The 21297-nt window shown below is 71.1% G+C and carries 15 protein-coding genes; 2 read left to right on the top strand and 13 right to left on the bottom strand.

All coding sequences use genetic code 11. The annotated features are described in order from the left end of the window. Position 1: 1 nt before the first annotated feature. The 8 genes from ACZ68L_RS04380 to eccD form a co-directional block, all read right to left on the bottom strand. Positions 2–331, bottom strand: a complete 330-nt coding sequence (locus tag ACZ68L_RS04380) for a WXG100 family type VII secretion target (RefSeq protein ID WP_469574101.1) — start codon at positions 329–331, stop codon at positions 2–4. Further along, positions 328–834, bottom strand: a complete 507-nt coding sequence (locus ACZ68L_RS04385) for a YbaB/EbfC family nucleoid-associated protein (RefSeq protein WP_469574102.1) — start codon at positions 832–834, stop codon at positions 328–330. Before ACZ68L_RS04385 ends, ACZ68L_RS04380 begins: the two co-directional genes overlap by 4 nt. 88 nt (positions 835–922) lie before the next feature. Beyond that, on the bottom strand, positions 923–3919 hold the full coding sequence (locus ACZ68L_RS04390) for an AAWKG family protein (RefSeq protein WP_469574103.1): 2997 nt from the start codon (positions 3917–3919) through the stop codon (positions 923–925). A gap of 223 nt (positions 3920–4142) precedes the next feature. Further along, positions 4143–4625, bottom strand: coding sequence for a type VII secretion system-associated protein (locus ACZ68L_RS04395; protein ID WP_469574105.1), 483 nt, complete (start codon positions 4623–4625; stop codon positions 4143–4145). A gap of 44 nt (positions 4626–4669) precedes the next feature. Then, on the bottom strand, positions 4670–5017 hold the full coding sequence (locus ACZ68L_RS04400) for a WXG100 family type VII secretion target (protein WP_469574106.1): 348 nt from the start codon (positions 5015–5017) through the stop codon (positions 4670–4672). A 69-nt stretch (positions 5018–5086) separates the two neighbouring features. Next, entirely contained in the window at positions 5087–5434 is a 348-nt protein-coding gene (locus ACZ68L_RS04405) for a hypothetical protein (RefSeq protein WP_469574108.1), read from the bottom strand. 183 nt (positions 5435–5617) lie between these two features. Next, entirely contained in the window at positions 5618–7090 is a 1473-nt protein-coding gene (gene eccB / locus ACZ68L_RS04410; protein WP_469574109.1) for a type VII secretion protein EccB, read from the bottom strand. A gap of 17 nt (positions 7091–7107) precedes the next feature. Beyond that, positions 7108–8499: a type VII secretion integral membrane protein EccD gene (eccD, locus tag ACZ68L_RS04415; RefSeq protein WP_469574111.1), complete on the bottom strand. Its 1392-nt coding sequence runs from the start codon at positions 8497–8499 to the stop codon at positions 7108–7110. Between the two features lie 166 nt (positions 8500–8665). Here eccD and eccCa point away from each other — a divergent pair, with 166 nt between their 5' ends. After that, the gene (gene eccCa / locus ACZ68L_RS04420; protein ID WP_469574112.1) at positions 8666–12631 is read left to right on the top strand and encodes a type VII secretion protein EccCa; all 3966 of its coding nucleotides are present in this window, start codon (positions 8666–8668) and stop codon (positions 12629–12631) included. A 178-nt stretch (positions 12632–12809) separates the two neighbouring features. On the opposite strand, the gene ACZ68L_RS04425 is transcribed toward eccCa, so the two are convergent. Together ACZ68L_RS04425 and fmt are read right to left on the bottom strand one after the other, a co-directional pair. After that, positions 12810–14243, bottom strand: coding sequence for an RsmB/NOP family class I SAM-dependent RNA methyltransferase (locus tag ACZ68L_RS04425; protein ID WP_469574113.1), 1434 nt, complete (start codon positions 14241–14243; stop codon positions 12810–12812). 175 nt (positions 14244–14418) lie between these two features. Further along, on the bottom strand, positions 14419–15351 hold the full coding sequence (fmt, locus tag ACZ68L_RS04430; protein ID WP_469574115.1) for a methionyl-tRNA formyltransferase: 933 nt from the start codon (positions 15349–15351) through the stop codon (positions 14419–14421). Between the two features lie 230 nt (positions 15352–15581). Between fmt and ACZ68L_RS04435 the strand changes: the two genes are divergently transcribed. Next, positions 15582–16130: a hypothetical protein gene (locus ACZ68L_RS04435; protein WP_469574117.1), complete on the top strand. Its 549-nt coding sequence runs from the start codon at positions 15582–15584 to the stop codon at positions 16128–16130. 99 nt (positions 16131–16229) lie between these two features. On the opposite strand, the gene ACZ68L_RS04440 is transcribed toward ACZ68L_RS04435, so the two are convergent. The 3 genes from ACZ68L_RS04440 to coaBC all read right to left on the bottom strand — a co-directional run bounded on the left by ACZ68L_RS04440 (position 16230) and on the right by coaBC (position 21169). Beyond that, the gene (locus ACZ68L_RS04440; protein ID WP_469574118.1) at positions 16230–18374 is read right to left on the bottom strand and encodes a primosomal protein N'; all 2145 of its coding nucleotides are present in this window, start codon (positions 18372–18374) and stop codon (positions 16230–16232) included. A gap of 126 nt (positions 18375–18500) precedes the next feature. Further along, complete coding sequence (gene metK / locus ACZ68L_RS04445) at positions 18501–19724, bottom strand: methionine adenosyltransferase (protein ID WP_469574120.1); 1224 nt, start codon at positions 19722–19724, stop codon at positions 18501–18503. Positions 19725–19966: 242 nt separating this feature from the next. Beyond that, entirely contained in the window at positions 19967–21169 is a 1203-nt protein-coding gene (gene coaBC, locus ACZ68L_RS04450; RefSeq protein ID WP_469574121.1) for a bifunctional phosphopantothenoylcysteine decarboxylase/phosphopantothenate--cysteine ligase CoaBC, read from the bottom strand. Between the last annotated feature and the right edge of the window lie 128 nt (positions 21170–21297).

Consider the following 21297-nt stretch of genomic DNA (forward strand, 5'->3'; position numbering starts at 1 on the left):
CTCAGCGCTGCCTTCCACCATGGTGCTGAATCGATTCGAGGATGTTCTCCTGGTGCTTGTGGAATTCCTTGGCCGTGGTCTTCAGGCTCTCCGAGCTGCCGGTCAGGGCCTTGCTCAGCTCGGTCACGCCTGTCTTGGCGTCCTGGACCGCGGGCAGATACTTCTTGGCGAAGGTCTCGCCGAACTCCCCGTCGCCCCAGCACCCGTGGTACGACGTGATCTTGTCGAGGTAGTCGTCCCGGATGAGCTTGATCTTCTCGGCGACCTGGTCCAGGTTCTCGCCGCTCTGGTCGAGCCCGGCCGGATCGACCTCCAGCGTGCCGTCGCTCATCGCCGTCCCTCCCCCTCACGGGCGGTGTGCGCCGTGTCTGGCGTGTCGCCGTCCTCGACCAGCTCGTCGAGCAGTGCGCCCGAGGCCCGGGGCGGCGCCTTGACCGGCGGCATCGGCAGCCCCTCCTCGCGCATCGGCGCGAACAGCTCCTCCCAGTCCAGCTCCTGGAAGCCGGCCCCGGCGTCCGCCGACATGCCGGGGATCGGCCCGAAGGGCTTGTAGACATCGGCGAGTTGGGCTGCCGCCTGCGCGCGCGCCGCGCCGATCGTCGTCATCAGTACGTTGGCGAGCTGGGCCGGCGGCATGGTCCGGTAGCGAGCTGTCGGGAAGCGGAGCTGCGTCAGCTCACCCTGCGCGCCCACCGTCGCCTCCACGGAGCGGTCCTTGGCCATGACGGTGGCCGAGATCCGGGCGGCGGCCGCCGCCGCCTCGCCCAGTTTGGTCCGGGTCTCCTCGAACTCGGCAAGCGCCTCCGCCAGCCGTTCTTCCATGGGGTTGATCACGCCTGTCCCACCGCCTTCGTGTGCTTCATCCGAATTGCCTTGTCATGCGGGCTTCCTTGTCATGCATAAGAGTTGCCCGATGCACGAGTCATCGGCCGATGGCGGCCGTCACGCCGCCCTCGTCCGTACCCCAGGTGTCCTCGTCCTCACTCACCCAGGTGGAGCGCTCGCGCTCGTCGCTCTGGGTGTTGCCGCCCATGCCTCCCATGCCGCCGCCCCCCGGGGGCATCATCGGCATGCCGCTGCCCGAGGTGGTGTTGGGGCGGCGTGCCGCCAACGCTGCTTCTTCAGAGGCAAGTTGCGCGGAGCGACTGCGCGCTCCGGCCGCCTCGCCCATGGCCATGGAGCGGGTGCGCTCGCCGCCCAGGGCCGCGCCCGCTCCGGCGGCGCCCAGGCCGCCGCCCGGGGTGAGGCCCTGCCCACCAAGGGGGTTCGGGCCCAGCGGGGGGAGCTGGCCACCGCCGCCACCCGAGCCGCCGTAACCACCGCCGCTGAGGGGTGAGTTCGCCTTCTTGCTGTCCGGATAGTCGTAGTAGTCGTAGTTGCCCCTCGTGCCGCCGGATTTCCCGGACGTGGGGTTGGGCCCCAGCCCACCGCCGCCCCCGGCGCCTCCGCTGCCGCCGGTCATGCGGCCGTACGCGTCGGTGGTGACCGTCCGCCCGTCCGGGTAGGTGATCTGGTGGCCGCCGCCCTTGAGCTGCTTGTCGACGGTGCCGTCCGGGTACTTCGTGGTCGACGAGCCATCCGGGTGGTGCGTGGTCTGCGGGGTGTTGCCGCCGCCCAGGGTGTTCAGGTGCTCGGTCGTCTTGTGCCCGTCCGTGTCCACCTTGGTGTAGGTGCCGTCCGGGCCCAGCTTGGTGGTGCTGCCGTCCTTGTACGTCGTCGAGACGGTGCCGTCCGGGCCGACCTGCGCGACAGAACCGTCGGCGTACTGGATCGAGGACGTCCCCTTGCCCAGGTGGGAGACGGTTTTCGTGCCGTCGGGGTCGACAGTGGTGACGGTCCCGTTCGCCGTGACGGAGGTCTTGGTGCCGTCCGGGAAGGTCGTCGTGGTCGAGCCGTCCTTCCCGTACACCGTGGTGGAGCCGTCCGGGTTGTGCACGGTCGCGCCGGGCTGCGGGTGGGTGACGGTGCTGTGGCCCTGGGCGTCGGTGGAGGTGAGGGTGCCGTTCGAGGCGAACTTGGTGGACGTGCCGTCCGGGTACTGGGTGACCGTCGAGCCGTCGGGCCGGATGGTGGTCTTCGTACCGTCCTGGTAGGTGACGGTCTCGCTGCCGTCCTTGTTCAGGACGGTCTTGGAGCCGTCGGGGTTGGTCGTGACGGACGTCCCGTCGGGGTTGACCGTGGTGGTCGTGCCGTCCTTGTGCGTGATGGTGCGTGAACCGTCACTGTTGTACGAGGTCGTGCTGCCGTCGGGACCCTTGACCGTCTTGACGGGAGTGTGGCTGCCGCCACCCGTGCCCCAACCGCCGCCCGTATTGGGCTTGAGAACCGGGGGCAGGATGCCGGGAGGAGTTTTCTCCTGGTGGCCGTCCGGGTAGGTGGTGGTGGTCGAGCCGTCCGGGTTCTTGACGGAGACGGAGCCGTCGGGATTCTTGATGACGCCGTCGAGGCCGGAGTTGCCGTTGCCGCTGGTGCCGTTGAGATCGAGCGGGGGAATCCGGCCGGTGGTGGGGGACTTCGTCCCGTCGCCCCCGCCGATGCCGTCACCGCCACCACCGCCACCACCGCCACCGCCACCGCCACCGATGTTGCCGAACTCGTTTCCTCCGGTCTTGTTCGGATCCAGCGAGGGAGGCTTGATGTCGTTGGTTTTGTCGTTGCCGCCGTTCTTCAGATCATCCAGGTCCTTCTTCGCATCCTCCTTCTGCTTCTCCAGCTCCTTCTTGGCATCCTCCTTTTCCTTCTCGGCGTCGGCCTTGGCCCTGGCGGCCTCGTCGGCGGCATTGGCCTCCTTGAGGCTGGAGACGCCGGCCTTGAAGGTGAATGAGGTGGTCGAATTCGCCTTCAACATGGCCTGGTTGAGATCCAGCATGGCCTTGTTCGCGGCGGTGTCGAGGGCGGAGAGGGTGGCGCTCCACTGGGTGTAAGCCGTCCTGGATATCTGCTTCCAGCTCTCCGACTTGGTGAGATCGCCGTAGGTGGGATGCGTTTTCAGGAAGCCGTCTCCGGTTTGCGAGACACCAGGATTTGTCTGCTTCATCTTGCTGATGTTGTTCTCGTTCAGCCAGGTCGCCACCTCATCGAGCAGCTTGTCGAGGTGAGCGGTCCCCAGCCACATGCCGGTGTCCACCCATGTCGTCCACGCGGTTTTCAAGCTGGTGGCGGCCGCGTGGATCGCCCGCTCGGCTTCGAGCAGCTTGTCGCCGACCGCGGAATCCGAATGGTATGTGGAATCGCCCACGGACGGCTCTCCCCCCGACGGACTGGCCGCCGAGATGATCCGGAGGAAGTCCTTGTACCCGACGCTCACGGCGTCGATCAGATCCCGGAACACATCGGCGCCGGTGCCGCGATAGGCGGAGTACTCCCCTTCGAGGTCCTTCACCCACTGTTCGAGTATCGGAGCCTGCGTGCGGAAGTACTCGGTGACCCGGTCGAACGCCTTCGCCGTGGGGGCGAAGGTCCGCAGGTCCAGCGCGTCGGCTTCAGCGACTGTCCGGGAGGGGGTGTACCCGTCCCCGAACCCGGAGGTGGTGTGATCCGTCACCAGTTTCGTCAACGCCTGCCCATAACCCCAGTCGAAAGCGCCGGCGTTCCCGTTGTCGCTCCAGTCCGCACCGTTCGACGAACTCCAGGGAAGGGACAGCTTCACTGTGTAGACCTGGACGTTTTCCGGGCTGCTGGAGGTGGAACTGGAACTGGTGCCGTAGAACTTGATGGTCCGACCGAGCTTGGCCCCGGGGGTGTCCACTGCGGGGGTCGTGTCGCGGTAGCCGCTCCCGTGGCTGATGTCGATGATCATCCACTCACTGCCGTCGCCCGTCTTTTCGTCCGCACCACCCACGGCGGCGACATTGATCCGGGTACCGCCGTCGAAGCCGGTGAGCTGCTTGACGACTGATTCCCAACTCGAATCGACCATGGGTGGTTCGGCTCTCCTTCTGTGGTGACGGGGTAAGGGTTGTCCCGTGCTCCTTGGCGGATCAGCACACAGCGTCCGGATGCGGTGCATCGCGAGGCGGAGGAGCTTCCCGGTACTGGGTGTACCGGGATGTTCCGGCAACGCGGGGAGGTGCCGTAGCTGTCGTCGCGCGCTCGCCAGGGATTACGGGGCAGCCCTGAGGGGACGAGTGGCGGGATCGGATCTACTGCGTCTGCGCCGGCGTCAGATCCGTCTCCACGTTGTGCAGGTCATTGAGGAACTGCTGGCTCTCGATGTCTTCCAGACTGTCCTTCTGCGTCTTCTTCATGTCGTCGAGGACGGTCTTCAGGTTGTCCCGGATATCCGTGAAGAGAGTCTCCTGGTTGTCCTCGACCGTGGCGAGCGCCGACGACGCCTTCTTCAGGTATTCCAGGAGCGGCAGCGCGGTGAGCGGACCTTCGGCCTTCCCCTCCGCCGTCGCCAGCTTGCCGAGCTTCAGCACCGCGTTGCTGTATCCGTGCGAGGGATCGGCGAACTGCGCGGCCAGGTACTGCATGGCCGCGACGCCGTGGAAGTCGGTCGTGTCGCCGGTGGTCACGGCCCCGTCCAGCTTGAGCGCGGCCAGGAGGTCGAGGAAGCTCTGCACATCGGTGTCGAGGAATGCCTGGAGCGTGGTCGTGTCCAGATGCGACAGGTCGGTCGCCATGACTTCTCGCAATCAGCAGGGACGGGAAAGGGACGACGGACCGCTCAGCGGCCGATGTTGATGCCGCCCCAGTCCGCCGCGCTGCGGTTCTCGTGCTTGCGGTACAGGTCCGAGATGTTGCTGAGGGTGCTGCCATGCCTCGCCAGCACGGTGCCGAGCTGCTCCGTCGCGGAGTTCCAGGTCTGCTGGATCTTCGCGTAGGTCGCGGCGTCCGCGCCCTGCCACGCGCCGTGCAGTCCCTGCAGCTCCTCGTTGAGGGCGGTGACGAGACTCTTGATGCGCTGCGTCTGGAGCTGCATGTCCTCGGCGGCCTGGTCCACGTGCTTGTACTCGACGTGGATGATGCCGTCCGTCTTGTTGCTGGGGTCGTATCCGGCGGGAGGGGTGGACATGTCTTACTCCTTGCGGAAGAAGAGGGAGGAGAGGGGAGAAGAAGGCGACGGTCCGTACGGGCCGAACGGTCAGGTCAGCTGGCTGAAGATGTCGTTCGACGTGTTACTGCTGAGAATGCTGTCCGTGTTCTGCTGCTGGACATTGCTCTGCTGGACCCCGGTCTCCTCCAGCTTGTGCATCATCTCGGCGATGTTCTTGGTGATGATGTCCACCTGCCCGCTCCACTCCGAGAGCAGTTTCTGGAAGGCGCCGCCGTCCTGCCCTCCGTACGCGGCCATCAGGCCCGACATGGTGGTCTGCACGTCCTGCTGGGACTGCTGGATGCCCGACTTGGCCATGCTGAGGGCGGTATAGCCCTTCTGATTCTCGGCCTGGGAGGAAGTCTGAAGACCGGTGGGGGACGGAGGAGTTGACATGAGAGAGGTTCCCTTCTGCGGCATGGACGCCTGAATCTCTGATGCTAAGGATGCCCATGTGACACAGGCAATGTTCCGAGGTGAAATCTGAGACTGTCTTGATCTTCCGACCCTCGGGGAGCAGTAATTGACGGATGATCAGGTGTCGTCAGGACGCCATCCGAGGCACACCGGCGGCCTTCTTCAGCAGGACTTCTTCGCCAGGACCGACGCAGCCGCCGAAGGCTGCTGTTCGCCCCTCGCCGCAGCCGCGTCCAGCACCGGTCCCGTCGGCAGCATGTCCAGCAGCCGCGACGGCACCGCCTGCGCGTGGCCGCCCTTCAGGCCGAGACGGCCGACGGAATCGGCGTCGGGCAGCCGGTACTTCACGCCCACGTCCGTGACCAGGTAGGTCGTCGTGCCGATCACCGTGCCGCCCGCGCCCAGCGCCTGTACGAGGGCGCCGCCTCCGGGGCGTACCGCCACTCCGTCCACCGCCAGGCACGGCCGGGCCACCTCCGGCCCGGAAGCCGGGGCGTCCACCCGTTCGGCGCCCGTCAGCAGCGCGAGCCGGACCCGCGGCGCGGCCCCGTCCGGCTGGACCTGCACGCACACCGACGCGGCGCCGGGGTCCCGTACCGCGGGGGTATGGGACGGCCAGCCGCCGGGGTCCTTGGCAGCCTCGGCCGCCGGGGCCTGATGCTGTGCCAGCTGGTCGGCGGTGAGCGCGATGGCGGCTGGGGGCGCGCCGGGGTAGGCGAGCTTGGCCGTACGGTCGTCGGCGAGGACGAGCGCCGCGCCGGGGGTGCTCAGTGCGCGCAGTCCGGCCTTCTCCAGCAGGAAGCGCTGCGGTGCGGCGCCGGGTGAGGCCAGTTCGTACACCTGGCCGGCGCGGCTGGGGCGGCCGCCGATCCGGGGCCCGGCGTCGCCCCGGCCCTCGACCTCCGGCGGAGTCAGGTCCGGGCCCGCCGGGACGCTGTCGAGGAACGCCGCCGAGACCCGGACCGGCACCGCGCCCGAGTAGCCGAGCGCCTCGGCCGCGCCGTGTGCGCCCAGTCGCAGCCGGTGGTCACCCCACAGGGCGTACCGCCGCCCGTCCGGCCCCTGGACGAGGACCGCCCGGTCGGGTCCGAGGGACGCGCCGTCGGTGGGGAAGCCGACGCGCAGGGAGGTGACGGGCTCCCGACCGGTGCCGTCGGGGCCGGTGCGTTCCGGCTCGTCGGCGCAGACCTGCCACGCGCCGCGCTCCAGATCACCGAGACCCGGCAGGGCGTCGGGGGCGCCGGGGATGCCGACGGGGGTGCCGTGCTGTTCGCCGGTGAGGGAACTGCCCGACACCGTCACCGGCTTGAGCTTGTCGGCGGCGATCAGCTTCGCCGAGGCGTAGTTGCGCACCGGGCGCAGCTTGCCGTCGAGGTAGAGGTAACGGGTGCCGGTGTCCTTCTGCACGATCAGCGCGGACTCCTGCCGCCAGGTCTTCGACCCGGCCGGGGAGATCATCCCGAACAACAGGAAACCGACGACGAGGACGACTCCGAGGCCGATGCCCCACGCCATGCCCCGGTTGGTGCGGCCCACCGGGCTCTCCGGGGAGTCGGGATCGCTCCGCAGCATGCCGCTGGTGAGCCGCCCCATGACGAACATGTGGGCCTGGACCTGGTCCTTCCTGGACTGCATGTGCCCGCCCCCCCTTCTCAGCCGGCCACAGTGCGCAGCGCGCCGTAGACGCCCAGCACCCACAGCGACAGCGGGATCAACGCGACGGCGGACAGAGTGTGCAGGATGTCGGCGGCCCGTCCCCAGTGCGGCAGCATGCGGCGGCCGGGCACCGTCCACGACGCGATCGCGGCCATCGCGGCGACCGCGAGGAGCGCGCCGAGCAGGGCCGGGCGCTGCTCGGCGGGCAGGGCGCGCGCCGCCTGTACGACCATGAGGACGAGTCCGTACAGGCCGGGCAGGAGGACGGCGGGTCGTTGCCACACGTTGCCGATGCCGCGTGCGTGCAGCAGCAGAAGTACGGACAGGACGGCCGAGGTCACCAGGGACGCGGTCTCCGGGCGGTCCAGAACGAGGGCGGTGAGGACGCCCGCGCAGATCAGGCCGGTCGCCGCGTACAGGGCGGTCATCCACTCCTCGGCGAGGGCGGTGCGGGTCACCACCTGCTGGTGGGGGTGGGGTTCGATGCCCTCCTGCAGCTGTTCGGCGTTGGTGGGCAGGGCGGGCAGCCGCAGCCCGGACAGCCGGAAGGACATTCCGGGCACCATGCCGCCGAAGACGACGGCGAGAACGGCGACGATGCTCGCCGCGTGCGCGGCGGGCACGTCCGTGATCAGCATCAGCACGCCCCACACCGCGCCCGCGATCGCGACGACCGCCGCACACAGCAACAGCGGTACGAACGCGGCGGCGGCGGCCACCGCGAGGACCGCGCCACCGGCCGCCGCCGCGGACCCGGCCAGCAGGCGGGCGCCCATCAGCTGCGGGCCCGGGTCGCCGGTGGGCAGCAGCGCACCGGCCAGCGCCAGGTACGGCGGGACGAGTACGCCGAGGGCGGCGCCCGCCGCCGAGTCACCGACCGCCCGGCTCGCCGAGGCGGCCCCGAACAGCACCAGCACGGCGGTGCCCGCCGCGACGGCGGACCGTACGGACGCGGAGCCGCCCGGCAGAGCCAGCACCAGCAGGCCCGCCGCCAGCAGCACCACGGCGGTGCCGCGCAGCAGCCAGCGGCTGGTGCGGGTCGCCCAGCCGTGCGGGCGCTCGCGCATCGTGGAAGCCACCCCGTCGACCAGGTCGTCGAAGTGGACCGGGGGCAGCGCCTCGGTGCGGGGGCGCAGGAAAAGCGTTTCGCCGTCGCGCAGCGACAGCGCGTCCGGGGTGCTCTCCTCGTCGAGGGGCTTCTCCCCCAGGCGTTGCAGGACCCAGCCGCCGTGTTCGATGCCCTTCTCCGCGAGGCCGTCGCCCGCGTGATCGAGCAGGGTGGGCAGCAGATCGGCTACCGGAACGTCCGCGGGGACCGCGAGGTCGATGAGCCGTTCCGGGGTTCTGACCGTGAGTCGGCACAGGCCGGGGCCGGATATGTCTGTCATGGCGGCGGGGCCACACCTCTCCGAGGGGCCGGAATACCGAAGTCGAGCACCGCACACTACCTTTGATCACACGTCAGGTCGCAAACGCCTCCCGCGCGCACCTTTTTCCCGCCTTGCCCAGGCATGCGCCCACTTCCGGCGCGACCAGCCCGAGGAGACCCCCCGCGTGAGCACAGTTCTGTTCCGCCGCCCCGCCCGCCGACGCGGCCCCGACATGCCGGACGGCGAGCTGAGCCTCCAGGAGCCGCCCACCTTGCCGGAGGCGGAACCGAACACGTCCGCCATGTGGATGTACCTCCCGATGGGCCTCACGTCGCTCGCGATGCTGATGATGTTCATCCGGCCCGGACAGGCGACCGCGTTCAGTTACATGGCGATAGGTCTGATGCTGCTGTCGTCCGTCGCGATGATCGTCGGCCAGCTGATACGCAGCGCGGGAGACCGCAAGCGCAAACTCAAGGGCGAGCGCCGCGACTACCTGCGCTACTTGGCGCAGACCCGGCGCAAGATCCGACGCACCGTCGCTGCCCAGCAGAAGGCCCAGGCCTGGCGGCATCCCGATCCGGCCGCCCTGTGGGGGCTCACCGGCACCAGCAGGCAGTGGGAACGCCGCCCGGCCGACGAGGACTTCGCGGAGGTACGCGTCGCCGTCGGCGACCAGAAGCTCGGCACCCGGCTCGCGCCGCTGTCCACCAAGCCCGTCGAGGATCTCGAACCGCTCTCCTCGCACGCGCTGCGCAGCTTCATCCGCGCCTACGCCACCGTCCCCGACCAGCCCATCGCCCTGTACCTGCGGGCTTGGTCGCGAGTGCTGGTACACGGCGACGAGGTCGGGGCGCGCGCCCTGACCCGGGCGCTGATCGCCCAACTCACGGCCTTCCACGCCCCAGAGGAGCTGACCGTCGCGCTGTGCGTGTCGGATGCCCGGCGCCCGGAGTGGGATTGGGTGAAGTGGCTGCCGCACGCGCAGCACCCGTACCAGCGCGACGGTGCCGGACAGGCCCGTGCCGCCGCCTCCGGACTCGTCGAGCTGGAGGAACTGCTCGGCGCGGACTTCACCGAACGCCCGCCGTTCGACCCGGAGACCGCGCCCGGCCGCGAAGAGCCGTTCACCGTGATCGTCGTGGACGGCGGCATCGTCCCCGGCGGGCACCGGCTGGAGGGCCCCGGCTACCGCAACACCGTCGTCGTCGACCTGTCGCAGTCCTTCGCCTGGAAGCCCGCGCGCGGCACCCTGCGGTTGCGTGTGCAGGACGACGGCCTCCACCTGGTGCGCACCGACCGCGAGCGCAAGGAGCAGTCGCAGCTGCTGGGCACACCGGACGCGCTCGGCCCGATGACCGCCCGCACCCTGGCCGCACGCCTCGCCCCGTACCGTCTCGGCGGCGGCGCGGTGTCCGCCGAGCCCTTCGCCACCGACACCGAACTCACCACCCTGCTCGGCATCACCGACCTGCGCCACCACGACCCGGCCCGGCTGTTCAACCGCCCGCTGGAGAGCCGGGAGCGGCTGCGGGTGCCGATCGCCGTCGGCGAGGACGGCACGCCCGTCGAACTCGATATCAAGGAGTCCGCGCAGGGCGGCATGGGCCCGCACGGCATGCTCATCGGCGCCACCGGTTCCGGCAAGAGCGAACTGCTGCGCACCCTGGTCCTGGGCCTCGCCCTCACCCACTCCTCGGAAACCCTGAATTTCGTCCTGGTCGACTTCAAGGGCGGCGCGACCTTCCTCGGCATGGACTCCCTGCCGCACACCTCCGCGGTCATCACCAACCTCGCAGAGGAGACCCCACTCGTCGGCCGCATGCAGGATGCCTTGCACGGCGAACTGATGCGCCGCCAGGAACTGCTCCGGCGCGCGGGGAACTACTCCTCGGTTCTGGAGTACGAGAAGGCACGCGCGTCCGGGACCCCGCTGGCCCCGCTCCCCTCCCTCTTCATCGTCGTCGACGAATTCTCCGAACTCCTCGCCGCTCACCGTGACTTCATGGACCTCTTCGTGATGATCGGCCGCCTCGGCCGCTCGCTCGGCGTCCATCTCCTGCTGGCATCACAGCGGTTGGAGGAGGGCCGCATGCACCAGTTGGAGTCCCACCTCTCCTACCGCATCGGCCTGCGGACCTTCTCCGCCATCGAAAGCCGCGGCGTCCTCGGCGTTCCCGACGCCTACCACCTGCCGCCCACCCCCGGCAGCGGCTATCTCAAGAGCGGCGTCGAGGCCCTCACCCGGTTCCGCGCCGCGTACGTGTCCGGCACGTACAAGCCCAAGCGCGGAAGCGTCCAACAGGCTCAGATCGCACGCCAGGTGGTGCCGTGGGGCACCGGCTGGGTGATCCCCCGCACCCTGCCCGCGTCCCCCGACCCGGACCCGGCGACCGCCCCGGACCCGGACTCCACCGAGACGCTGTTCGCGCTCGCCCTGGACCGCCTGCGCGACAGCGGACCACCCGGACACCAGGTGTGGCTGCCCCCGCTGGACGCCCCGCCGGGCCTGGACGCACTGCTGCCGCCGCTGGTACCGGACCCCGACTTCGGTCTCACCACGGCCGGCTCACCCGACCGGGGCAAGCTGCGGGTGCCGGTCGGGATCGTCGACAAGCCCTTCGAGCAGGTACGCGACCTGCTCACCGTGGACCTCGCCGGCGCGGGCGGCCACGTCGCCGTCGCGGGCGGTCCGCAGAGCGGCAAGAGCACCCTGCTGCGCACCCTCATCACCGCGCTCGCCCTCACCCACACCCCACGCGAAGTCCAGTTCTACTGCCTGGACTTCGGCGGTGGTGCGCTCGCCGGGCTCGCCGCGCTGCCGCACGTCGGCGGCGTCGCGGGCCGCCTCGACCGGGAACGTATCTCGCGCACCCTCGCCGAGGTCACCTCGCTGCTCAACCGGCGCGAGATGTTCTTCCAGGAGCAGGGCATCGACTCGATGGCCACCTACCGCAAGCGGCGGGCGGCCGGACAGTACCCGGACGAACCCTTCGGCGACGTGTTCCTCGTCGTGGACGGCTGGTCCACGGTGCGCAGCGACATGTTCGACGACGTCGCCGTCTTCAACGGCCTCGCCACCCGCGGGCTCAATTACGGCATCCATCTGATGATCAGCACGTCCCGCTGGGTGGAACTCTCCGCGGCCCTGCGCGACCAGGTCGGCAACCGTCTGGAGCTGCGGATGGGCGACCCGATGGACTCCGCGATCGACATCCGCAAGGCGGGTTCCGTTCCCGCGGTGCCCGGCCGCGGCCTGAGCGCCGACAAGCTGCACTTCCTCACCGCACTACCGCGCATCGACGGCGGTGAGGACGCGGAGGACCTCACCGACGCACTGGCCGATCTGGTGGAGGCCGTCGCCGAGAACTGGGACGCGCCGCCCGCCCCGCCGGTCCGCATGCTCCCGGTCCGTTTCACGGCGGCCGAGCTCCCGCCCGTGGAGCGGCCGTTGCTGATCCCCCTCGGTCTCGACGAGGCCGAACTCGCCCCGGTCTCACACGACTTCGCGCAGAGCCCGCACCTGATGCTGATCGGCGACACCGAGAGCGGCAAGACCAGTGCCCTGCGCCTGATCGCCCAGCAGATCGTCGCCACCCACACCCCCGACGAGGCGCGCATCCTCGTCGTCGACTACCGGCGCGAACTCGTCGAAGCGGTGCCCGAGGAGTACCGCCTGGGCCACGCGGTGGCAGCCGACCAGCTGCGCGAACTCGTCGACGGAGTGGCCCGCGCGATGGCCGTCCGCGCGCCCGACGAATCCATCTCACCTGCGCGGATGCGGCGCGCGGACTGGTGGACGGGCCCGCGGCTGTTCGTCCTGATCGACGACTACGAGATGGTCGCCTCCGCGTTCAACAGCCCCTTCGACCCGCTCCTGCCGCACCTGCCCCTCGGCTTCGAGGTCGGCCTGCACGTCGTCGTCGCTCGGGCCTCGACCGGCGCGTCCCGCCTCGACCCCCTGATGCGCAAGCTCCAGGAGGTCAACTCCCCCGGCCTGATGATGTCCTGCCCGCCCTCCGAGGGGTACGTCTTCGACAGCGTCAAGCCCCGCATCCTTCCCCCGGGCCGCGCACTGCGCGTCGCACGCCGCAAGACGATGCTCGTTCAGCTCGCCCTGCCTGCGGACGTGGTGGGGCAGGAGGAGTAGGTCACGGTGGGGCAGGTGGCGGTCAACAGGTCAGTGGCCGCCGCCGCCCCACGGATGCGCAGGCAGGGGTACGAGCTCCGGGGAGGTACGTCACGGCACCACGGGTTGGAACTCAACCACACGCGTCGCCTACCGGGCCCGGTACCCGTCGACCTTCCCGTCCGCACGACGGCCGGGCTCAGCCGGTACGCCGCAGCAGCGCCAGGTACATCGCGTCCGTGCCGTGCAGATGTGGCCACAACTGGACGTCGGGACCGTCGCCCAGCGCGGGCACTCCCGGCATCAGCGGGCGGGCGTCGATCCACTCCGCCTCGACCGGCCGCCCGCCGCGCCCCTTGAGCACGTCCTCGACGACGACCCGGGTCTCAGCGAGATGCGGGGAACAGGTCGCGTAGCCGACGACGCCGCCGACCCGTACCGCCGTCATGGCCTCGCGCAGCAGACCACGCTGCAGCGGGGCGAAGCTCTCCAGATCCTCCGGGCGCCGACGCCACCGGGCCTCCGGGCGGCGGCGCAGCGCGCCGAGGCCCGAGCACGGCACATCCATCAGGACCCGGTCGAAGCTGCCCGGCCGCCACGGCGGGCGGGTGCCGTCGGCGGTGATCACCTGGTACGGGCCGGGGTTGCCGGCCAGCGCGCGCTCGACGAGGCGGGCCCGGTGCGGCTGCTTCTCGGCGGCGAGCAGGGCGGCGCCGCGTTCGGCGGCGAGCGCCCCGAGGAGGGCGGCCTTGCCGCCGGGCCCCGCACACCCGTCGAGCCACCAGGTGTCGCTGCCCTCCACCGGCGCGGCGGCCAGGGCGGCGGCCACCAGCTGGCTGCCCTCGTCCTGGACCCCGGCGCGGCTCTCCCGCACGGCCGTCAGGGCACCGGGCTCGCCGCCCTCCGCCATCCGTACCGCGTAGGGAGACCAGCGGCCGGGCAGGCCGTTCTCGTCGCCGAGAGCGGTGAGCAGCTCGTCGGTGGTGGCGCGGCCGGGGCGGGCCACCAGGGTGACCTCCGGCCTTTCGTTGTCCGCTTCGAGGAGGTCCTCGATCCCGGCACGGCCGCCGCCCAGCGCGTCCCAGAGGGCGGACACGACCCACCGCGGATGCGAGTGCACGACGGCGAGGTGGTCCTCGGCGTCCTCGTCGTAGGCCGGGGCGACGCGCGCGACCCAGCCGTCGAGGTCGTCCGCGGAGACCTTCCGCAGGACGGCGTTGACGAACTTGGCCCGGCCCTCGCCGAGCACCACCCGGGCCAGTTCCACGCTGGCGGAGACCGCGGCATGGGTGGGGATACGGGTGCCGAGCAGCTGGTGCACACCCATGTTGAGCACATCGAGGACCGGCGGGTCGACCTCGCGCAGCGGCCGGTCGATGCAGGCCGCGACGATCGCGTCGTACGTCCCCTGCCGACGCAGCGTCCCGTAGACCAGCTCGGTCGCCAGCGCCGCGTCCCGGTTGTCGAAGTCGCCCTTGGCGCGGGCCTTCTTCAGGAGCGGAGGAAGTACGAGGTTGGCATACGCGTCACGTTCGTCGACGGCCCTGAGCGCTTCGAAGGCGAGGAACCGGACGGGGTCCTTCTTGGGACGGCGATGCGGCTTGGCGGGACGGTGACGCTGCTGGTCGTTCACGTGAAAGGTGCTCCGCTGATGATGAGAGGACGAACTCTCCAAGCCTACGTCGCCGCCCCGTCCCCCGGTTTCCCGGTGCTACGACCGGAAAGGTCCACCGGCTCGCGAGGCCCGGCAGACCTCTCAGGTCATGGCACCGGGCCACGCGAGCCCGGCAGGATCCGGACGAGAGGCCCTAGCTCCCCAGCAGCTCGCCGTGGACGATCCGCACCCCGCGGGCCCAGTCGGCGGCCCGCATCGGCTTCTTGCCCTGCGGCTGCACCCAGAGCAGCTCGACGGCGTGCGACCCGGTGCCCACGTACACATTGTTCTTGGCTGCGGACAGCTCGCCGGGCGCCAGATCCGCGCGGTCCAGCACGGGCACCGCCTGGATCAGCTTCAGCCGTTCCCCCCGGAACACCGTCCACGCACCGGGAGCGGGCGTGCAGCCGCGCACCACGCGGTCGACCCGCAGGGCAGGGGCGGACCACTGCACCTGGGCGTCCTCCACGGTGATCTTCGGTGCGAGGGTGACTCCCCCAGCGGACTGCGGCACGGCGTGCAGCGTGCCGGCCTCGATGCCGTCCATGGTCGCGACGAGCAGCCCGGCACCGGCGAACGCCAGCCGGGTGAGCAGATCACCGCTGGTGTCGGTGGGCCGTACCTCTTCGGTGAGGACGCCGTACACCGGGCCGGAGTCGAGCCCCTCCTCGATCAGGAAGGTCGACGCACCGGTCACCTCGTCCCCGGCCATGATCGAGTGCTGCACGGGGGCCGCGCCGCGCCAGGCGGGCAGCAGCGAGAAGTGGAGGTTGACCCAGCCGTGGGCGGGTACGTCGAGCGCGACCTTGGGCAGCAGTGCCCCGTAGGCGACGACCGGACAGCAGTCCGGGGCGATCTCCCGCAGCCGCGCCAGGAAGTCCTCGTCGCGCGGCCGGACGGGCTTGAGCACCTCGACCCCGGCCTCCTCGGCGCGCTCGGCGACGGGGCTGGCCACCAGGCGGCGGCCTCGCCCGGCGGGGGCGTCGGGCCGGGTGACGACGGCGGCCACCTCGTGCCGGTCGGAGGCGATCAGTGCGTCCAGGGCGGGTACGGCTACCTCGGGGGTGCCTGCGAAGACGAGCTTCATGGGTGGCTGACTGCCTCTCAGGCCGAAACGTAACGGTGACGAGCAACGCACAAGTCTATGGGCCAGGCGACCGGGGGGCGTACGCATCACTGCGCGCCCCTTGGACATGCGCACGCGCCCCTCCAGCGTGACCAGATCCCCGGCTGCCGCGTTGGTCAAGAGAGATTGACCGAAGCGAGCCGCCACGGAGCGGCCCGATCCCTTTCAACGCCGGTTCGAGAGGCTTCTTCATGGCCGACCACGCAACCCACGACGCTCAAGCGCGGGCCAGCCTGCACCTGTTGGTGCGGGACATCGAGCGGGTCCGGCGGCAGGTGGACGCGCTGCGCACGCTCACCGCCCAACTGGGCAACGTCTACCGTCCGCGCCGCTCCGGCCCGTCCACGGGCTTCGTCGTCTACGGCAGGGCCCCGGCCCCCACTGTCAGGCTGGCACAGGAACTGCGCGACAGCGTCGAGACCCTGGTCACCGCGGCGGTGGATTTCGACCGCTCGCTGGGCTTCTCCTGGGACGCGGTGGGCTCCGCGCTCGGAGTCACCAAGCAGGCGGTGCACCGCCGCTACGGCGCTCGCCGCAACGCCCGTCAGCCGGGGGCGGCGGAGGCCGTAGCGGAGACCGCGGTGCCGCGCCCCCTGCCCGCCGCGCCCGGCCCCACCAACCCGTCGGGCCTGCCCGTCGTGCCCGCCGCACGCTCCATGCCCCCGCAGCCGTCGGCGGACCGTCCGTCACTGCGCGAGGACCTGCGCCCCGGGGTCTTCCCCGGCCCACGCAACGGCTGACCACCCCATCCCTGCCCCGCCGCGCCCGACGCACGGCGGGGCAGCCGCGTCTCCGCGCCCGGTCCCTCCGGTCGATCCGCGCCCGGCAGCACCTCGCCGTCACCCGATGTCCGGCGGATCCACCCTGATCCGGACCTGTTCACCACTGCCCCGGGACAACCGCGCCGCCTGCGCCGCCTTCAACGCGGCCGCGAGCGCCGCCCCGTTCCCCGGAGGCACTCTGAGCAGCGCCCGCTCCCAGGACTCCCCCGGCGGTGCGTCGCCGGACCGACGGGGCCTGCCGGGTTCGGCGCCGGGCACCGGGACCGGGCCGAGCACCTCGGTCTCCGGCGGCAGTTCCGCGGCTGTGAGAAACGCGGCGAGCGCGTCCGGCGAGCCCGTCACCGCGGCCATCCGGGACACCGGCGGAAAGCCGAGCTCGGCGCGCTCCGCCAGCTCGCGGCGGGCGTGTCCGACCGGGTCCCAGCGCACCAGGGCCTGCACCGGCCGCAGCGTCGGCTCGGCGACGATCACCACCGTGCCGCCCTCCGGCTGTCCCCGTACCAGCGAGGCCGCGGCCGTCCAGCGGCGCAGCGCCTCCTCACCCGCCCGCAGGTCGGGGCGCCCGACCATCGCCCAGCCGTCCAGCAGCAGCGCCGCCGCGTAGCCGCCCTCGGCGACGGGTTCGGCACCCGGCGTGCTGACCACCAGCGCCGGCGCCTGTGGCACCGAATCCAGGATGTGATCGCGGCCCGACGTCCGTACCGGCACGGCAGGGAACGCCCGGCCCAGCTCCTCGGCGGTCCGGCGGGCACCGACGATCTGCGCCCGCAGCCGACCGGAACCGCAGGCGACACAGTGCCAGGCGGTCTCGGCCCGCCCGCACCAGGCACAGTTGAGATCCCGCTGGTCCGGTGCCTGCAGCGGTCCGGCGCAGTGCCGGCACCGAGCAGGTTCCCGGCAGCGCTCACAGGCCAGCCGCGGCGCGTATCCGCGGCGCGGCACCTGGATCAGGACGGGACCGCTGCGCAGCCCGTCCCGTACCGTCTGCCAGGCCAGGCTGGGCAGCCGGGCCGTCCTCGCGGCCTCGTCCCGCGCCAGCTCCCCGTCACCGACCGTCCTCACCAGCGGCGCCGCGATCCGTAGCTGCTCCCGGTCCGCGCGCAGCGGCAGCGCCCAGCCGCTCTCCACCAGCTGGGCCGCCTCCACGGTGCAGTTCGTACCGCCGAGCAGGAATGCACACCGGCCGTGCGCCGCCCGTAGTTCGAGCACCTCGCGGACGTGCGGGAAGGGGGCGTGGTCGTCGCTGTGGCTGGAGTCCCCGTCGTCCCAGACGGCGACCAGGCCGAGATCGGCGACGGGCGCGAACATCGCGGCCCTCGTCCCGACGACGGCCCGCACGGAGCCTCGCCGCACGGCGAGCCACTCCCGGTATCGCTTCTCCGGTCCGGAGTCGGCGGTCAGCAGTGCGTGACGTCCCTCACCGAGCAGTCCGGTGAGCGCGGCGTCCACCCGCCCCGCGGTCCGGCCGTCCGGCACGACGACGAGTGCGCCGCGCCCGGAGGCGAGCGTCGCGGCCATGGCCCTGGCGATCTCCTCGGGCCAGTGCGGTCCGGGCAGCGCGGTCCATACGGCCCGGGGCGCACCGCCGCCGGCCAGCGCGCGCAGGAACGCCGGCCCCTGCGCGTACCGCTCCCAGCTCCCCGCCGACGGCGCGGGGAGCGGTGGCAGGGGGGCGGGCGAGGGCTTGGACTCGGCCCGTCCGTTCCTGGGCGGCACAGCCAGCTGCAGCACATCGGCGAGGCTGCCCGCGTAGCGGTCGGCGACGGCCCGTGCGAGGGTGAGCAGCTCCGGTCCCAGCACCGGTTCCGGCGAAACGACATAGGCGAGCGCGGCAAGGGCTCCCGCGTAGTCCGATTCGGCGAGCCGCTCGACGAGGAACCCGTCGATCAGCCCGCCCCCCTCGCGCCGGCCACCGCGGACATGGCGCGCCCCGGCCCCGAACCGCACCCGCACCCGCACTCCGGGCTGTGCGTCGGCGTCCAGCTCCACGGGCACGGCGTAGTCGAAGTACTGGTCGAGATGGAGCGCGCCCTTGTTGACCAGTACCCGGGCGACGGGCAGCTCCTTGGCGAGCGCGGCGCCGCGCCAGGTCCGCGGCTTGGCCCGCGGCACCTTCGCCTGCCGTACCGTCTCCCGAATCAGCGCAAGCTGCTCCGGGGCCCCGTGCCCGGGGTCCTCGGATCGCTCGTTGTCGCTGCTCACAGCCAAATTCCTACCAGACACCACTGACAGCGGCCCCGGCGTCGCACCCACCGGCGTTCGCACGCACCGGGGCCCGGACACCCTGTGCGGCGTCCGGGCCCCGGCGTAGGACGGAGGGCGGCGGCCCTACAGCCCGGCCGCCGTGCGCAGCGCGTCCACGCGGTCCGTGCGCTCCCACGTGAAGTCGGGCAGCTCGCGGCCGAAGTGGCCGTACGCCGCGGTCTGGGCGTAGATCGGACGGAGCAGGTCGAGGTCGCGGATGATCGCGGCCGGGCGGAGGTCGAAGACCTCGCCGATGGCGTGCTCGATCTTCTCGGTCTCGATCGCGGCGGTGCCGAACGTCTCGACGAACAGACCGACGGGCTCGGCCTTGCCGATCGCGTACGCGACCTGCACCTCGCAACGAGCGGCGAGACCCGCGGCGACGACGTTCTTGGCGACCCAGCGCATGGCGTACGCGGCGGAGCGGTCGACCTTCGACGGGTCCTTGCCCGAGAAGGCGCCACCGCCGTGGCGGGCCATGCCGCCGTAGGTGTCGATGATGATCTTGCGGCCGGTCAGACCGGCGTCGCCCATCGGGCCGCCGATCTCGAAGCGGCCGGTCGGGTTGACCAGCAGCCGGTAGCCCTCGGTGTCCAGCTTGATGCCGTCCTCGATGAGCTGCGCGAGCACGTGCTCGACGACGAACTCGCGGATGTCGGGCGCGAGCAGCGAGTCGAGGTCGATGTCGCTGGCGTGCTGCGAGGAGACGACGACCGTGTCGAGACGGACGGCCTTGTCGCCGTCGTACTCGATGGTGACCTGCGTCTTGCCGTCCGGGCGCAGGTACGGGATGGTCCCGTTCTTGCGGACCTCGGAGAGCCGGCGCGAGAGCCGGTGCGCGAGGTAGATCGGAAGCGGCATGAGCTCGGGCGTCTCGTCGCAGGCGTACCCGAACATCAGGCCCTGGTCACCGGCGCCCTGCTTGTCGAGCTCGTCGTCTTCCTCGCCCTCGGCGGAACCCTCGACCCGCTTCTCGTACGCGGTGTCGACGCCCTGCGCGATGTCGGGCGACTGCGCGCCGATGGACACCGAGACACCGCAGGAGGCGCCGTCGAAGCCCTTCTTGGAGGAGTCGTAGCCGATTTCGAGAACCTTGTTGCGCACGAGGGTCGGAATGTCGGCGTAGGCCTTGGTCGTGACCTCACCCGCAACGTGCACCAGACCGGTGGTGATCAAGGTCTCGACCGCGACGCGGGACCGGGGGTCCTCACGGAGCAGCGCGTCGAGAATGGTGTCGCTGATCTGGTCAGCGATCTTGTCGGGGTGGCCCTCGGTGACGGACTCCGAGGTGAAGAGGCGGCGGGACACATCGCTCCCTGGGGTTGCAGCGGCTGCTGGCTGATCATTTGGCGGACCGCCGGGAGCTGCGCCCGACACGGTCCGGGACCAGTTTATCTGTCGCTTTCGTTCAGCGGACAGCGTGTCTCGCCCTTTGGGAGTTCTGTGACCTGTGGCACGGCCGGCGACTGTACGAAAATCGCCTGCCGAGAAAGCCATTTACCCCCATATTTCAAGGGTTTCAACCCGTTCGAAGGCGCGAAACGAGAAATTCATGCCCAGCGCGACGACACGAGGTCCCAGACCGTGTCGGCCAACGCCTCCTTGGGGCCGTGCGGCACCGGGGTCTCGCCGCCGTCGGACGCGAGCACCACCGCTTCGTTCTCCTCGGAGCCGAAGGTCCTGCGCTCACCGACCTCGTTGACGACGAGGAGATCGCAGCCCTTGCGGCGGAGCTTCTCACGGCCGTTGGCGAGGACGTTGTCGGTCTCGGCGGCGAAACCGACGACGATCTGGTCCGGCCGGGCGCGCGCACCGGCGACCTCGGCAAGGATGTCGGGGTTCCGGACGAGCGTGATGGGCGCGGGCTCCTGGCCGTCCTTCTTCTTGATCTTCCCCGGCGCGTACTCGGCGGGCCGGAAGTCGGCGACCGCCGCCGCCATCACGACCACATCGGCGTCCGCGGCGGCCTTCAGCACGGCTTCGCGCAGCTGTACGGCGGTACCGGCGTGCCGGACGTCGGCACCGGCCGGATCGGGCAGGCCGGTGTTGGCCTCGATCAGCGTGACCCGGGCACCGCGGGCGACCGCGGTGCGCGCCAGTGCGTAGCCCTGCTTGCCGGAGGAGCGGTTGCCGAGGTAGCGCACCGGGTCGAGGGGCTCCCGCGTACCGCCCGCGCTGATCACGACGTGCCGGCCCGCCAGATCGGGTTCGGCGGGCCCGCGCGTCAGCACCCGGCGGCAGACCTCGAAGATCTCCCCGGGGTCGGGGAGCCTGCCCTTACCGGTGTCGACGCCGGTCAGCCGGCCGACGGCGGGTTCGATGACGACGGCGCCGCGGCGGCGCAGCGTGGCCACGTTCTCCCGGGTGGCCGGGTGTTCCCACATCTCGGTGTGCATGGCGGGCGCGAAGACGACCGGACAGCGAGCGGTGAGGAGCGTGTTGGTGAGCAGGTCGTCGGCGAGACCGTGGGCGGCCTTGGCGAGCATGTCAGCGGTGGCGGGGGCGACGACGACCAGGTCGGCGCTCTGGCCGGTCCTGACGTGCGGCACCTCGTGGACGTCGTTCCAGACCTCCGTGGCGACCGGGTGGCCGGAGAGCGCGGACCAGGTGGCCGCCCCCACGAAGTGCAGCGCCGACTCGGTCGGGACGACCCTCACGTCGTGACCGGACTCGGTCAACCGACGCAGCAGCTCGCACGCCTTGTACGCGGCGATGCCCCCGCTGACCCCAAGAACGACCTTCGGCTTGTCCACTGCGTCTCCCCGCACTCGGATACGAACACCCCCATGCTGCCTCACCGCCCCCGGCCCGGTGCTGTCGCCCCGGACACACCACAGGCCCGGCGGTCGCGGCCGCCGGGCCTGTGGTGAAGGTGCAACTC

Source organism: Streptomyces sp. NPDC104309, from assembly GCF_055584025.1.

Excerpts from the sequence above, each read along its gene's own strand:
- ACZ68L_RS04380 (WP_469574101.1), bottom strand. The coding sequence starts at position 331 with ATGAGCGACGGCACGCTGGAGGTCGATCCGGCCGGGCTCGACCAGAGC.
- ACZ68L_RS04390 (WP_469574103.1), bottom strand. The coding sequence starts at position 3,919 with ATGGTCGATTCGAGTTGGGAATCAGTCGTCAAGCAGCTCACCGGCTTC.
- ACZ68L_RS04395 (WP_469574105.1), bottom strand. The coding sequence starts at position 4,625 with ATGGCGACCGACCTGTCGCATCTGGACACGACCACGCTCCAGGCATTC.
- ACZ68L_RS04400 (WP_469574106.1), bottom strand. The coding sequence starts at position 5,017 with ATGTCCACCCCTCCCGCCGGATACGACCCCAGCAACAAGACGGACGGC.
- ACZ68L_RS04405 (WP_469574108.1), bottom strand. The coding sequence starts at position 5,434 with ATGTCAACTCCTCCGTCCCCCACCGGTCTTCAGACTTCCTCCCAGGCC.
- eccB (WP_469574109.1), bottom strand. The coding sequence starts at position 7,090 with ATGCAGTCCAGGAAGGACCAGGTCCAGGCCCACATGTTCGTCATGGGG.
- eccD (WP_469574111.1), bottom strand. The coding sequence starts at position 8,499 with ATGACAGACATATCCGGCCCCGGCCTGTGCCGACTCACGGTCAGAACC.
- fmt (WP_469574115.1), bottom strand. The coding sequence starts at position 15,351 with ATGAAGCTCGTCTTCGCAGGCACCCCCGAGGTAGCCGTACCCGCCCTG.
- ACZ68L_RS04435 (WP_469574117.1), top strand. The coding sequence starts at position 15,582 with ATGGCCGACCACGCAACCCACGACGCTCAAGCGCGGGCCAGCCTGCAC.